At 62.3% G+C, this 13,692-nt stretch carries 13 protein-coding genes; 6 read left to right on the top strand and 7 right to left on the bottom strand.

The genetic code is table 11. The annotated features are described in order from the left end of the window. Positions 1–69 precede the first annotated feature (69 nt). Positions 70–540 carry a glutathione peroxidase gene (locus H7B90_RS29860; protein WP_185139549.1) on the bottom strand — a complete coding sequence of 157 codons (471 nt, stop codon included), beginning with the start codon at positions 538–540 and terminating at the stop codon, positions 70–72. A 73-nt stretch (positions 541–613) separates the two neighbouring features. Next, positions 614–1,807 carry an MFS transporter gene (locus tag H7B90_RS29865; protein WP_185139550.1) on the bottom strand — a complete coding sequence of 398 codons (1,194 nt, stop codon included), beginning with the start codon at positions 1,805–1,807 and terminating at the stop codon, positions 614–616. A 140-nt stretch (positions 1,808–1,947) separates the two neighbouring features. Between H7B90_RS29865 and H7B90_RS29870 the strand changes: the two genes are divergently transcribed. Further along, entirely contained in the window at positions 1,948–2,292 is a 345-nt protein-coding gene (locus H7B90_RS29870; protein ID WP_185139551.1) for a winged helix-turn-helix transcriptional regulator, read from the top strand. Between the two features lie 633 nt (positions 2,293–2,925). On the opposite strand, the gene fabF is transcribed toward H7B90_RS29870, so the two are convergent. Continuing rightward, a complete protein-coding gene (fabF, locus tag H7B90_RS29875) occupies positions 2,926–4,170 on the bottom strand; it encodes a beta-ketoacyl-ACP synthase II (protein WP_185139552.1) in 1,245 nt (414 codons plus the stop codon). Positions 4,171–4,311: 141 nt separating this feature from the next. Here fabF and H7B90_RS29880 point away from each other — a divergent pair, with 141 nt between their 5' ends. Next, positions 4,312–5,184, top strand: coding sequence for a helix-turn-helix transcriptional regulator (locus H7B90_RS29880; protein WP_185139568.1), 873 nt, complete (start codon positions 4,312–4,314; stop codon positions 5,182–5,184). Between the two features lie 127 nt (positions 5,185–5,311). Further along, positions 5,312–6,454, top strand: coding sequence for a hypothetical protein (locus H7B90_RS29885; protein WP_185139553.1), 1,143 nt, complete (start codon positions 5,312–5,314; stop codon positions 6,452–6,454). Here H7B90_RS29885 and H7B90_RS29890 read toward each other — a convergent pair. Continuing rightward, positions 6,417–7,349, bottom strand: a complete 933-nt coding sequence (locus H7B90_RS29890; RefSeq protein WP_185139554.1) for a VanW family protein — start codon at positions 7,347–7,349, stop codon at positions 6,417–6,419. The two genes, H7B90_RS29885 and H7B90_RS29890, sit on opposite strands and share 38 nt — an antisense overlap. A gap of 141 nt (positions 7,350–7,490) precedes the next feature. Here H7B90_RS29890 and H7B90_RS29895 point away from each other — a divergent pair, with 141 nt between their 5' ends. After that, complete coding sequence (locus H7B90_RS29895; protein ID WP_185139555.1) at positions 7,491–8,030, top strand: superoxide dismutase family protein; 540 nt, start codon at positions 7,491–7,493, stop codon at positions 8,028–8,030. Between the two features lie 91 nt (positions 8,031–8,121). On the opposite strand, the gene H7B90_RS29900 is transcribed toward H7B90_RS29895, so the two are convergent. Continuing rightward, positions 8,122–9,054, bottom strand: coding sequence for a manganese-dependent inorganic pyrophosphatase (locus tag H7B90_RS29900; RefSeq protein WP_185139556.1), 933 nt, complete (start codon positions 9,052–9,054; stop codon positions 8,122–8,124). A gap of 244 nt (positions 9,055–9,298) precedes the next feature. Between H7B90_RS29900 and H7B90_RS29905 the strand changes: the two genes are divergently transcribed. Next, positions 9,299–9,700: a c-type cytochrome gene (locus H7B90_RS29905; protein ID WP_185139557.1), complete on the top strand. Its 402-nt coding sequence runs from the start codon at positions 9,299–9,301 to the stop codon at positions 9,698–9,700. 104 nt (positions 9,701–9,804) lie between these two features. Continuing rightward, complete coding sequence (locus tag H7B90_RS29910) at positions 9,805–10,239, top strand: FixH family protein (RefSeq protein ID WP_185139558.1); 435 nt, start codon at positions 9,805–9,807, stop codon at positions 10,237–10,239. 20 nt (positions 10,240–10,259) lie between these two features. On the opposite strand, the gene H7B90_RS29915 is transcribed toward H7B90_RS29910, so the two are convergent. Further along, positions 10,260–10,946, bottom strand: a complete 687-nt coding sequence (locus tag H7B90_RS29915; protein WP_185139559.1) for a sulfite exporter TauE/SafE family protein — start codon at positions 10,944–10,946, stop codon at positions 10,260–10,262. Continuing rightward, the gene (locus H7B90_RS29920; protein ID WP_221482218.1) at positions 10,930–13,140 is read right to left on the bottom strand and encodes a heavy metal translocating P-type ATPase; all 2,211 of its coding nucleotides are present in this window, start codon (positions 13,138–13,140) and stop codon (positions 10,930–10,932) included. Before H7B90_RS29920 ends, H7B90_RS29915 begins: the two co-directional genes overlap by 17 nt. Positions 13,141–13,692: the final 552 nt, after the last annotated feature.

The following is a 13,692-nucleotide window of genomic DNA, read 5'->3' on the forward strand; positions in this document are numbered from 1 at the left end:
AAAAAAAGCAAAAGCCCAACTTCCCATCTTGCGAGGGAGTTGGGCTTATTCTTCGTTAAGCTTGCTTGGTTACAGAAGCGATACCAGATCGTTCTCCAGCTCTTCCGGCGTCACCTGCGGATCGATCCGCTTCACGACGTTGCCTTCGCGGTCGATCAGGAACTTGGCGAAATTCCACTTGATGTCGTATTGGTCGGCCGGCCCGCGGCTCGTCAAATAAGCGAACAGCGGATGCGCGTTGTCCCCGATGACCTCGGTCTTCTCGAAGAGCGGGAATGTGACGCCGTAGTTGATCTTGCAGAACTCCTCGATCGCGGCTTCGTTCTCGGGCTCCTGCTCCTTGAATTGGTTGCTCGGGAATCCGAGAATGACGAGGCCTTGGTCCTTGTGGCGCTCGTACAGCTTCTGCAGCCCTTCGTATTGCGGCGTCAGCCCGCACTTGCTGGCCGTGTTCACGATCAGCAGCACCTTGCCGCGATAGTCCTCCAGCGTCGTCTCCTGTCCGCGAATCGTCTTCACCTTGAAATCGTATACCGACATGTTTGCAGCCTCCTTAAATTGGTTCGAATCGTTCCGTATGCCAATTAAATTGTATACAATTTAATTGGCATTGTCAAACGGCCCCCTCTTGGTTCGCCGTAAGCCCATGACGGCCCTTCCGTCTCCCGAGCGAGAAGGAGACAAGCCCGGCCGCGAAGCCGGCCAGCGCGATCAAGCCGGCGGCGAGCGGATGGTACAGCACCGTGTCCGCCGCGTCCGCGATCGCTCCTCCGCCCGCCGCTCCGACCGCCACGCCGAGATGAAGAACGGAAGTGTTCAAGCCGAGCACCAGATTGGACGATTGGGGCGCTTGCTGGATGAAGTAGGTCAAGATCGCCGGGATCGCGAGCGACATCGCGAAGGTCCAGACCGCGATCAGCCCGACGCCCGGCAGCAGCGCGTTCGCCAGCGCCGGCAGCAAGAGGAGCGAGGCCGCCGAGGCGAGCATGCCGAACGAGACGGCGCGCCGCGAGCCCCAGCGGTCAACCCCGACGCCTCCCGCTCTCGAGCCCGCCAAGCCGAACGCGCCGATGACCAGAAGAAGCGCGCTGAGATAAGCGGGCTTCAATCCGAGTACGTTCTGCACGAACGGAACCATATACGTATTCATAAGCGAAGAGCTCGTGCTGAAGCCGAAGGAGAGGAACAAGCCGCTCAGGATGACGGGATTGCGCAGAACGGCGAACTGCTTCTTGAACGGAACGTTCGCGTCACCTTCGATGGCCGGCAGCAGCCGAATCATCGCGGCCAGAACGACCAGACTTAGCGCGGCGAGAAGGAGGAAGATCGCCTGCCAGCTCCACCAACCGGCGACGAGCACGCCGAGCGGAACGCCGACGACCGTCGAGAAGCTGACGCCGAACGAGACCATGCCGACCGCCCGGCCGGTCTGTTCGGGCGGAACGAGCTTGGCCGCCGCGCTGAAGGCGACGACGGCGAACACGCCCGAGCTGACGCCGAGAATGGCCCGGGACAGCAGCAGAACGGCGTAGCCGGTGCTGACCGCGGCGACCAGGCTTCCGGCGATGAAGACGGCGAGCGAGGCGATCGTCAGCGTTTTGCGAGGGACGCGCGAGGTGAACGAGACGACGATCGGAGTGCCGATCGCGAAGGCGAGCGAATAGGCGGTGATGAGCTGGCCGGCGGCCCCGATCGAGACGTTCAGATCGTCCGAGATCATCTTCAGGATCCCCCCTACGACTAGCTCGGCGGTTCCGGTTACGAAAGCTCCCAGCACGATGAGAAAAAGAGCCATGTTTGATTTCATCGATTTCCATCCCTTTCATTGTCAATTTCGTTTGATTGCCATTATAATAAAGGCACTATCGTTATGTAAGAAGGCAAAGCATTTGGACATTATCCGGTTATTTGGATCTACTAACTTTATGTAAGTAGGAGGGGTTGCACATGGATTCGGCTCTGGAGAAGGATCTTCTCGAGACAAACAACGAAGATCAGCCGCCTATCTGCGAAGCGCTCGACATTCTTGGCGCGAAGTGGTCGATTCTCGTGTTGGCGGGCTTGTCGAACGGTCCCCTTCGGTTCAAGCAGCTGCTGAGGGAAGTGAAGGTCGTCAAGACCCAGTCGCTGACCGACGCGCTGCGGCACCTGGAGAAGAACGGCCTCGTCCGGCGGGAAGTGTTCCCGACCGTTCCGGTTACGGTCGAATATTCGTTGACGGACAAGGGACACGACTTCCGGAACGTGCTCGAGGAGATCGACAAGTGGGTACTGAAGTGGCGGGGAAAATAAAGCAATTCGAAAAGGCCTGCCGACCGTTGGCAGGCCTCTTCATGGTGGCGTACTTTTCTCCTCTATAAGCCCGTTATAACGCTATTCCGCCTGACTCCTCCTCCGCCTTCTAGCGACGCATTCCCATGTAGTTCCCTCGCGACTCCTATATTCCGCCCGCTGCGACGAATCGTCTTTTCAGCTACGGAGTAACTTAATTTGCCTCAGCCATTGAGCTACTTCTCCACGTTGCCCCGCCTTCCAACTAATTTGACTCAGCCACTGAGCTACTTTTGCTCGTTCCCGCACTTCCCCGTTGATTTGCCTCAGCCATTGAGCTGCTTTTGCTCGTTCCCGCACTTCCCCGTCGATTTGACTCAGCCGCTGAGCTGCTTTTCCACGTTGCCCCGCCTTCCGGCTAATTTGCCTCTGCCGCTGAGCGAATCCGTTCCCACTCCTCCTTCTTACCCTTACCAGACATTAATACCGATCAAATTGTTTGGTTCAACCGAATGAGGCCTGCCGAGTTCTCGGCAGACCTCATTGATTTACCACGCGCTCAAGCACATGCCTTGAGCAACCAAATCTCCGGGAGCATCCGACTCTTCAAGCGAACTTCCCCAGACGCGGACCGCCTAATCGGTCCTCACCCCGTTACGATTCAGGATCGTAGCGGCGAAGGACAATGACCGCGTTATGGCCTCCGAAGCCGAACGAATTCGAGATGCCGACGTTCAAGTCGGCGCGGCGGGCTTCGTTCGGCACGAAGTCCAGGTCGCAGTACTCGTCCTTCTCCTCCTGATTGACGGTCGGCGGCACGATGCCTTCGATCAAGCTCTTCGCGAGCGCGATCGCCTCCGCCCCTCCGGCGGCGCCGAACATGTGGCCCGTCATCGACTTGTTGGCCGTCACGGGAATGCGGTAGGCGTCCTCGCCGAACAGCCGCTTGATCGCGACCGTCTCGGACCGGTCGCCGACCTCGGTCGACGTCGCGTGGGCGCTGATGACGTCGACGTCGCGCGGCTCGAGCTTCGCTTCCCGCAGCGCCGCCTTCATCGCCAGATAAGCGCCCGTCCCCTCCGGGTGGGTGGCGACCATATGATAGGCGTCGGAGCTCGCCCCGTAGCCGATCACTTCCGCGTAGATCGGCGCTCCCCTCTTAAGAGCGTGCGAGAGGGATTCGAGCACGACGATGCCGGCCCCCTCCGCCATGACGAACCCGTCCCTCGTGCCGTCGAACGGGCGGCTCGCCTTCTCGGGCTCGTCGTTGCGGGTCGACAGCGACGTCGCGTTAGCGAAGCTGGCGAGCGAGATCTCGGTGATGGCCGCCTCCGCTCCGCCCGCGATCACGACGTCGGCTCCGTCTGCCCGAAGGAGCCGGAACGCCTCTCCGATCGCCGTGTTGCCGATCGAGCAGGCGGTGACCGGCGACATCGTCGGCCCTTGCGCCCCGTACCGGATGCTGATCATGGCGGCGGCCATGTTCGAGATCAGCATCGGCACGAGCGTCGGGCTGACCCGGTCCGGCCCCCTTCCGGTCAATACAGCGTCCTGCTCGAGAAGCGTCTGGATGCCGCCGATTCCCGAACCGACGTACACGCCGAAGCGCTCGCGGTCGATGCGTTCGAGGTCCAAGCCCGAATCCCCAAGCGCCTCTTCCGTGGCCGCAAGGGCGAACTGGACGAAGCGGTCCATCCGTCTCGCGTCCTTCTTCCCGAATCTCGCTTCGGCATCGAAGTCGCGAACAATGCCGGCAATCCGGCTTTTGTGCCGGGACGTATCGAAAGCTTCGATCCGGGAGATGCCGGATTCCCCCCGCTTCATGCGATTCCAGAACGTCTCGACATCGTTGCCCAGCGGCGACACGATGCCCATTCCCGTAATGACGACTCGTTCCATGCGGATTCCTCCTCTTGCTGCGGCTTCATTCGAACCGCCTTCTACAAGCCATCCTGAACGATTTTTTATCCTATTACAAGTTTGTGTTTATCCTAGTATAATAGACACCAGTTTAATCCTAGCGGAGAGAAGGCGATCCCCATCCATCGACAAGCCCGCCTGCAAGCGTTATCCGAATTCCTCAAAAAACAGAGAGCCAAGCTGCTCCCGCAAGACGTCGGATTGCCTTCGGGCATTCGCCGCAGAACGCCGGGGCTTCGCCGAGAAGAAGTCGCGCAGCTCGCCGGCGTCAGCACGACGTGGTACACGTGGCTCGAGCAAGGAAGAGACATCCAGGTGTCCGCTTCCGTGCTCGACTGCGTCGCGTCCGCCTTGCGTTTGTCGGTGGACGAACGCAAATATTTGTTCTCCCTCGCCTTGGAGACGGGAACGAGCCCGGCTCCCATACCGGATGAGCCTCCGAACGTCAGCCCTTCCCTGCGGCGAATCCTGCAGGAGTTGACATATTGCCCGACGATCATCTCCGACCGAAGATGCCGGATCGTCGGCTGGAACGAAGCGGCCTCCCACGTCTTCGCCGACTTCGACCGGGTTCCTCCGGACGAGCGGAACATGATCCGCCTCTTGTTCGCGCGGAAGGAGTTCCGGACGCTGGCCGGCAACTGGGAGCACTTCGTCGGCGGCTTCCTGGCGATCTTCCGGGCCTATTACGGACAATACGTGGAAGACGAATGGTACGGGGAATTCCTCGAGGAGATGAAGCGATCGTATCCCGAGTTCGAGCGGCTATGGGAGCAGAGCCGGGTCAGCACGGCGCCGGAGGTGCTGATCGAATTCCGCCACGCCAGAGCGGGCAAGATGCTGTATCACCTCACCTCCCTGCAAGTTCAGGGCGAAGCCGACCTGCGCTGCAGCATCTACACGCCGGCCCCGGATACGTCCACCGAGCTCAAGCTGAGAAGACTTCTGGACGGCCGTGCCGCTCCCGGCCCGGAGGACGCGGGCGAAGCCTGATCCGGCCGTCGCCCTAACGACCCTTCCCGCCGTCGACGCATAGCCTAACCTCCTGCCTCTTCGCATTCATAACCGGATGGCCTTTGAAAATAATAAGGCGAAGGTTTATTAACGCGGGAGGTTCCCTATGCGCACCAATCACGTTATCCATGCCGCCGTCGCAGCGGCCTTCCTTCTCGCAGCCACGACGGCCGCCGCCCCTCTCCCCCGCTCCGTCGGTCTGGAGATGAAGGCCGGTCCGAACGCGGCTTATGCGACCCGGCACGACGGGATTCGATTATCGGTTCCGGAGCCCTCGGAGGCCGCGCGCGGGGAATCGCCGTCCGTCGCCCCTTCTCTGACGGACCTGTATGTGACGATCCCTTCTGCGGAAGGGGGAGAACGGCGGCTGCGCGTGGAGTCGACGGGCCACTTGTGGGACGAGCGAGCGTCGAACCGGATCGTACTGTCCGGGAAGCATGCGGCCCGCATGCGATCGGAGGCCGAACGCCTCAGGAAGGAGCATTACGGGCAGCTCACCGATTGGAACGAGGCGAAGCGCCTGCTGCCGCGCCGCAGCGTCTTCTCGATCACGGACATCGAATCCGGCCTTACGTTCCGGGTTCAGCGCAGGGCCGGCAGCGATCACGCGGACGTTCAGCCTCTGTCGAAGGAAGATACCCGGATTATGAGGCGGATTTACAAGGACGGGTGGAGCTGGAGACGCAAGGCGATCGTGGTCGGCTCGGAAGGCCGAAGACTGGCCGCGTCCATGAACGGAATGCCGCACGGCGGAGACGGCATTCCGGGCAACGGCTTCTCCGGCCATTTCTGCGTTCATTTTCTGAACAGCTCGACGCACCGGTCCGAGAACCCCGATCCCGAACATCAGCTGATGGTCTACAAGGCCGCCGGTCGCCTGCGCGAGATGCTGAACGGCTCGCCCCCTCTCGCGCAGGCGCGGTACCTGGCTGCCGCGATGGACCAGAACGAGACCGAGATCGTTCGGCTCATGACCGAAGGCATGACGCTCCCCGAGTCGGCCGGTCTCGTCGCCGCGACCGCGAAGTTCGCGTCCTTCCGGGCGGGCAAAATCGCGGAATCGAAGCGGGACCCGGTTACGGAGTTGACCGCCGTCGTCGAACTGGACGCGGTCTTCCAGAGCCGGGGGAAGCCGTCTCGCCGGGAGACGGTCCGGCTAACCTGCGCGAGGCTGTCCCCCCTGTCTCCTTGGCGGCTGGACGATTGCGAATTCATCCCCGTCCGAAGCCGCTCCTCGCGCCGGTCTTGAGCGATATCTCTTGAGGCAGCCGGCTCGACATGCCCGGCACGTTCCTCGGCTTGTATTCGATCAGCTCGGAAGAATAGATCATGACGACCATTCTCCCGTCGGACGCGGAGGCCCGGATCAAGGCGGGCTGGTTGTACGGATTCTCGAAGACGAAGTCCGGTCCGCCCCAGCTGACGGTCGCGTCGCGGCCGGGCAGAACGTAGGGCACATGGCGGCTGTGAGAATACCGCTCCTTGATCTTCATTCCTGCCCGGTCGATCGCGTTGAACAGCGTCGACGACACTTGGCAGATGCCTCCGCCGATGTCTTCCGACAGCTCGCCCCGGACGATGACCGGCGCCTGCAGGTACCCTCTCTGCGGGGTTCTCATGCCGACCGTCCGGTTGAACGAGAACGATTCGCCGGGGAACACGACCGTGCCGTCGATCGCCTTGGCGGCCAGCGCGATGTTATGCGATCGGTTCCGGTTCCCGGTATTGTAATACGTCACGTAATACCCGATCGGCTTCTCCCGGATCGCCGCCAGAAGCTCGCTGTCGACCTTCGCGTAGACGGGAAGCGTCGGCGCTTCGAACGCTCCCGGTCCGCTTCCGTAGTAGTACGCGCTGAACAAGTCCGCGAACGCCGGCCGGTTCAGCCTGCTGCCCGGCTTCTCCTTCACGATCTCTCCCGCAGGCCCGATCCTGGCGTCGCTCGGGGCCAGGTAAATTCGGCGTTCGAGCTCATCCGCCAACCGGTCGAACCGATACGGATCGTATAGAGGAATGACGGGAAGCCGATAATCCTCCCGCTTGGCGGTGATGGCCGTCCGGCCCTGATGCTGGACGGACAAGCGATCGGGAGCCGGCTCCTGCAGCAGCATCAGCAGCAATCCGGCCATCGAGATCCCGAGCATGGCGACAACTCCTTCCTGGCGTGCGAATGACTTCCATACTTTTCCCCATCGTTTGCGGAATATGACGTTTTCTCCTTGCCCAATTAGGCGATGCTATACACGAATCCCATATTAGCCATCAGGAGGCAAGCGTACCCGACCATGAACAAAATCGCCCTGACGTTATGCGCAAGCTCGATTGGATTGCTGCTGCTGGGAACATCTCCGGCTGCCGCTCACAAGGAGACGTCCCCTTCGCCGGTCAAGGTGAAGATCATCAATTCCAAGGGAGAAGAAGTCGGCGCCGCGACGCTGACCCCCAAGGCGGGCGCCGTCGAAGTGCACTTGGAAGCCAAGGGACTCCCGCCCGGCGTTCACGGCATTCACTTCCACGAGACCGGCAAGTGCGAGAAGCCCGACTTCAAAAGCGCGGGAGCCCATCTGAATCCGGGTCACAAGCAGCACGGATTCAACAATCCGAAGGGCTTCCACGCCGGCGATCTGCCGAACATCCAGGTGAAGGAAGACGGCACCGTCGTGGCGGATATCGTCAGCAACCAGGTCACCCTCGAGAAGGGCGCGCCCAATTCGCTGCTCAAGCCGGGCGGCACCGCGCTCGTCATTCACGAGAAGGCGGACGATTACGTCACGGATCCGGCCGGCAATTCCGGCGACCGGATCGCTTGCGGGGTCATTCGCTGATCGGCCCTTCCGGCTCGCCGCGCATAGCAAAGACCCGTTCCGGGGCCGGAACGGGTCTTCCTTATGGCTGGATTCGGTCTGCCGGACCGAATTAACGCTTGTTGAAGATGTCGGTGAGCACCGGAACGATCTGCGACTTGCGCGAGACGACTCCCTTGAGCACCGCCCGGTTCGCGTCGAGCTTGACGTTGTAGGCTTCCTCGACCGCGCCGGCTTCCTTGCCGAGAGCGATGCCGATCGAGTCGTTGTTCAGAATGTCCGTCACGACGAACAGGAACAGATCGAGGCCCTTGGCGGCGATAATGCCGCTAAGCTTCTCTTCGAGCTCCGCTTGGCGGGAGAGGACGTCGTTCACGTCGACCGCATTCACTTGCGCGATCTCGACCTTGGCGCTGCCCATCGAGAACTCCTTGGAGTCCAGGGAGATGAGCTGGTCGATCGACTTGTCGCTCAGGTTCGCGCCGGCCTTGAGCATCTCCAGGCCGTATTGCTCGGCGTCGACGCCGGCGATGGCGGCCAGCTCGCGAGCGGCGGCCACGTCTTCCGGGGTGCACGTCGGCGACTTGAACAGCAGCGAGTCGGAGATGATGGCGGACAGCATGAGGCCGGCGATATCCTTGGAGATCTCGACTCCGTTCTCCTTGTACAGCTTCTTCAGAATCGTCGCGGTGCAGCCGACCGGCTCGGCGCGATAGTACAGCGGGCCGCTCGTCTCGAAGTTGGCGATGCGGTGATGGTCGATGACTTCGACGACGCGCACCTGGTCGATATCGCTGGCGCTCTGCTGGCGCTCGTTATGGTCGACGAGAATGACTTCCTTCGCTTCGTTCGCAACCGTCTCGACGAGGCGCGGAGCGGCCGTCTTGAACGTATCGAGAGCGAATTGCGTCTCGGCGCCCACGTTGCCGAGGCGAACGGCTTCGACTTCTTGGCCGAGCTTCGTCTTCAGGTCGGCGTAAGCGATGGCGGAACAGATCGTGTCGGTGTCCGGGTTCTTATGCCCGAAAATCAGAACTTTTCCCATGTTCATACTCCTTATTTATCATTTGGCGATAAAATTATAACCTAGCAAAAGGCGGTCAAGCAAGCAAAACGAGCCCTCGCGCCAAGCGATTGCCCGCGAATGCCGCTATCGGACGCCGGAGGATCGCGTGTTGCGCGCAAATCGGCGACTTCCGCGATCAAGAATGGCATACGATTGGGTAATAATAAAGGGAACCGGCTCGCGCCCCAGAGACCGCCTGAACAACCGAAGGAGGCTATCCGACTTGAACAGAGGAAAAGGAATTCTGTCCGTCATTCTCGTCGTCATCTGCGTCTACGCCGCCGGCTTGATGATGTACTCGCTTCACGAACGGGAAGCCCCGGCCCCCGCCCCTCCCGCCGCTTCCCCGGGCGGTGCTCCGTCCGCGCCGCCTTCCGCGGAGCCCGCCGCTCCGGTTAACGCCGAAGCCGCCACCGCTCTCTACAAGAGCAATTGCCTCGCCTGCCACGGGGATCAGCTGCAAGGCGGGATGGGTCCGGAGCTGACCAAGGTCGGAGAGGCCATGACGTCCGATCAGATTTACAACCAGATCGCGAAGGGCGGCGGCGGCATGCCGGGGTTCGCCGGAACGCTGAGCGACGAAGAGATCAAGACGCTGGCCGGCTGGCTCGCGGCCAAGAAATAACGGGGGACTCGCGCCTCCCCCATTCCGAGAATGTTAGACAAAGCGTGAAGCATACCCATGGATAGGGAAGGCCCGAGTTGGCGATATCCGGGGGTGCTGCGCAAATGTTGCGACAATGGAGCTGGCGGATCGGAGCAGGAGCCGCCCTCATGCTCGCCCTGACGCTCGCCTTGACGGCGGGCGTCTTGTCTATGACCGGCCAGGCCACCAAGGCCGACGGAGGCGCGGGCGTACTCGAGGCGGACGGCTATCGCGTGGCGTTCCGGGAATCGGCGGCGTCCCGGGTCATGAAGCCGGCGGAATTCATTTTCTCGGTCCAGGACGAAGAAGGACGGCCTGTCGCGGGCGCTGCCCCGCGCGTCGCGCTGTCGATGCCGAACATGTTCTGCGGGAGGTTCGAAGCCGACGTCTCCGAAGTCGAACCCGGAGTGTACCGGGCGTCGGCCGTCCCCTTCATGAAGGGCAAGTGGCAGGCGAAGCTGACGCTGGACTCCGGAGACGGAGAGAGCGTCTTCGTCCATCCGTTCCGGGTCGTCTAGCGCCGGCCGCGCGTTAAGACTCACCACAGCCAGGGATGGACCGGCGGAACGAGTCCGTTCGCGCTTAATCCCTTCAGGATCGAGAGGATGCCCATTACGGTCGCGATGACGGTTCCCGCCCGGCGCAGGCCGCGGCGGCCCTTCTTCCCGATGCGTCCCGCGAACGCCCCGACCAGCAGCAAGGCGGGGATCGTGAACGCGCCGAAGACGAAGAGAAGGAGGAAGCCTTCGGCCCAGGAGCCCGTCGCCGCCGCCTGAATCTGCATCGAATACGTCAAGCCGCACGGCAGGAAGCCGAGCAGAAGCCCCGTCGCGAAGATCGAGATCCCTTCGCTTCTTCGCCGCAAGCGCGACAGGGCCCGGTCGACGAACGGGAGCCGCAGCGGGCTCAAGCGGTGCACCGGAGGCATCGCCTTCTTCCAGGCCCAGAGCAGGATGACGACGCCGCCGAGCACGCTCGCCGCGCCTTGAACGCCGACCCAGCCGCCGGCGACGTTCACGAAGGAACCCGCGGCGCCCATGACCGCTCCCGCGCAGGCGTAGGTTACCGTCTTGCCGGCGGCATAGACGAGAACGGGGCGGTAAGACGCCCCGTTCTCCCGCAGCGCGAAGGAGGAAGCGATTCCTCCGCACATGACGATGCAATGCGGCGCCCCCGCCAGCGCCGCCAGGACGGCCAGCAGGAGGGAATCAAGCAAGCCGCTCATCGGCCCTCCTCGTCCCGCCAAGCTGCCGAGTCAGGCGCAGGGAGTTGCAGACGACGATAACGGAGCTGAGCGCCATCGACAGGCAGGCGACTCTCGGATCGAGCCAGCCCGACGCGGCGAACGGGATCATAACGCCGTTGTACGCCAACGAGAAGCCGAGGTTCTGCCGGATGTTGCGCATCGTCAGCCGGCTGATGGTGATCGCCTGCGCCGCCTTCGTCAGCTCCCCCTTCAGCAGGACGACGTCGCCCGCCTCGATCGCGGCCGCCGTCCCGGAATCCATCACCATCCCGACGTCGGCCGCGGCCAGCGCGGCGGCGTCGTTCGCGCCGTCCCCGATCATCGCCACCGTGCGCCCCTCCGCTTGCAGGTTCCGGACGACCTCCAGCTTGTTCTCCGGCAGCATGCGGGCGCGGTACCGCGAGATCCCGGCTTCGGCCGCGATCCGCTTCGCGGCTTCCTCTTCGTCCCCGGTCAGCATCCACAGCTCCCCGTAAGCCGACAGCTCCCGCACCGCCTTCTCCGATTCGCTTCGCAGCCGGTCCGTCCAGGCGATTGACGCGATCCACCGCCCGTCCAGCGCGACGTGAAGGACCGAGCCCTCCTCTTCCTTCCCGCGATCGGCCCGCTCGGGAACGGCGATCCCCAGCTTCCGCAGCCAGCCGGAGCTTCCGACCGCCGCCCATCTCCCTTCGACGATTCCGGTCACTCCGTGTCCCGGCGATTCCTTCGTCTCGTCGGCATCCGGCACGAGCAGCCGGCGCTTGGCCGCCTCGGCCGCGATGGCGAGGGCGATCGGGTGGCCCGACTTCTTCTCCAGCGCGGCGGCGAGCCGAAGAACGTACGTCTCCGGATGCCCGGGGGATTCGATCGCGCGGATGCTCGGCTTCCCTTCGGTCAGCGTGCCGGTCTTGTCCAGCACGATCCGGTCGACTTGATGGAGCCTCTCGATCGACCGCCCTTCCTTGAACAGGATTCCTCTCTTCGCGCTAAGACCCGACGCGATCAGAATCGAGATCGGCGCCGCCAGCCCGAGCGCGCAAGGGCAAGAGACGAGCAGCACGGCCATCGCGCTGCGCAGCGCCTCCCCTTCCCCCGCATCCGGGCGCAGCGCCCAATAGATATAAGCCGCGACGGCGCACAGGATCATGACGGGGATGGCGACGGCCGCGATCCGGTCGACCTTGCGCTGGATGACCGGCTTCGAATGCTGGGCTTCTTCCACGAGCCGAATCATGCCGGCCAGCCGCGTATTCCCGCCCGCCGCCGACATCCGGACCCGGACGGCGCCGCTCAGGTTGCGCGCCCCCGCGAACACCGCGTCGCCCGCGGCTTTGGCGACGAGCCGGCTCTCCCCGGTCAAGAACGACTCGTCGATCTCCGTGCGGCCGGAGACCACCCTACCGTCGGCCGGCATGAGCTCCCCCGGCATGACGACGGCGATCATGCCGGCGGCCGCGCTCTCCGCCGGAATCCATTCCTCGCCGCTTGGGCCCTCGGTCCGAATCATTCTCGCCTGCAGACTCTGAAGCGCGCCCATCTCCTTCAGCGCCCGCCCCTTGGCGATCGACTCCAGCAGCTTGCCGAGCAGGACGGACGTCAGGATCATCGCGGCCGTATCGAAGTACAAGTGGCCATGGGCCGTCTCTCCCCCGTCCGCCGGAACGAACAGAAGCCGGTGGCTGTACAAGTAAGAGATGCTCGTGCCAAGGGCGACCAGCACGTCCATATTGGCCGTTCTCGCGCGGATCGCGCGGTAGGCTCCCTGATAGAACGGATAAGCGACGTACAATTGAAGAAGCGTCGCCAAGGCGAGCTGGAACCAAGGGGAGACGAACAGCGGCGGCACGGGAAGCACGGAGGTCGGCGGAAAATGGGCCAGCATCGCCCACAGCAGCGGAAGCGACAGCATCGCGGAGAGAACGAAGCGGTTGCGGTACGAACGAATCTCGGAGCGGTTCGCCGTACGCGCGTCCTCAAGCTCTTCCTTCGCGCCGTACCCGATCTCTTCGATTTTGCCCTTGATCTGTTCCGGACGCACGACCTTGCCGTCCAGCCGGACGGACGCTTGTCCGAGCGGCAGGCTCACGGAGACCGCTTGAACGCCCGGCATGCGGCCGACGACCTTCTCGATCCGGGCCGAGCACGCCGCGCAGGTCATCCCGGTTATTTGCAGCTGAATCGTCTCGATCATGCTTCACTCCCCCGCATCGGATCGCGAATCCCTATATCCTATGAGGCGAGGGGGCTTGGCATGTTAGCTCTTTGGAGGGAGCCTAAGAATGAGGAAAAACCGTCAGGGAAAAGCGTCCCGAAGACCTGTCGATGCCGTTAAAAGGCTCCTGGCAACTTATCCTTTTGGTGCTATTGCCTTTTATTCAACAATTCCGCCGCCCCACATTGTGCTGGAATATTTGAATTTGGACCAGATTCTGCCTTGATAAGGCGCCTACTTGAATGGAGGATGAAAAATCATACAAATTTCGTTTCAAGATGCGCCTTTCTTAGAAGTTGGATGAAAAATCATACAACAATCATCTGCCTTGTTTTTACGATGGTGCGCTATTCCAAAAATCGCATAAGTGAATCCGCCTGCCTGCGGTGAAGCCCGCCATGTCGGCGAGATTGAACTCGCCGGCCTGGTTAATACGCACTTCGCTTCTTGGCGAAAGGATCTATTCGTAAATATGTCCCCTATCAGGGATAACGGAGCTTGTATGGAAAGGGGGCAGTCTAGAGTAAAGGG

It is taken from the genome of Cohnella xylanilytica (genome assembly GCF_014212175.1).
GTDB lineage: Bacteria > Bacillota > Bacilli > Paenibacillales > Paenibacillaceae > Cohnella > Cohnella xylanilytica.

What these genes read in the sequence shown, in the direction of transcription:
- H7B90_RS29860 (WP_185139549.1), bottom strand. Translation starts at nt 540, where the DNA reads ATGTCGGTATACGATTTCAAGGTGAAGACGATTCGCGGACAGGAGACG.
- H7B90_RS29865 (WP_185139550.1), bottom strand. Translation starts at nt 1,807, where the DNA reads ATGAAATCAAACATGGCTCTTTTTCTCATCGTGCTGGGAGCTTTCGTA.
- H7B90_RS29870 (WP_185139551.1), top strand. Translation starts at nt 1,948, where the DNA reads ATGGATTCGGCTCTGGAGAAGGATCTTCTCGAGACAAACAACGAAGAT.
- fabF (WP_185139552.1), bottom strand. Translation starts at nt 4,170, where the DNA reads ATGGAACGAGTCGTCATTACGGGAATGGGCATCGTGTCGCCGCTGGGC.
- H7B90_RS29885 (WP_185139553.1), top strand. Translation starts at nt 5,312, where the DNA reads ATGCGCACCAATCACGTTATCCATGCCGCCGTCGCAGCGGCCTTCCTT.
- H7B90_RS29890 (WP_185139554.1), bottom strand. Translation starts at nt 7,349, where the DNA reads ATGCTCGGGATCTCGATGGCCGGATTGCTGCTGATGCTGCTGCAGGAG.
- H7B90_RS29895 (WP_185139555.1), top strand. Translation starts at nt 7,491, where the DNA reads ATGAACAAAATCGCCCTGACGTTATGCGCAAGCTCGATTGGATTGCTG.
- H7B90_RS29900 (WP_185139556.1), bottom strand. Translation starts at nt 9,054, where the DNA reads ATGGGAAAAGTTCTGATTTTCGGGCATAAGAACCCGGACACCGACACG.
- H7B90_RS29910 (WP_185139558.1), top strand. Translation starts at nt 9,805, where the DNA reads ATGTTGCGACAATGGAGCTGGCGGATCGGAGCAGGAGCCGCCCTCATG.
- H7B90_RS29915 (WP_185139559.1), bottom strand. Translation starts at nt 10,946, where the DNA reads ATGAGCGGCTTGCTTGATTCCCTCCTGCTGGCCGTCCTGGCGGCGCTG.
- H7B90_RS29920 (WP_221482218.1), bottom strand. Translation starts at nt 13,140, where the DNA reads ATGATCGAGACGATTCAGCTGCAAATAACCGGGATGACCTGCGCGGCG.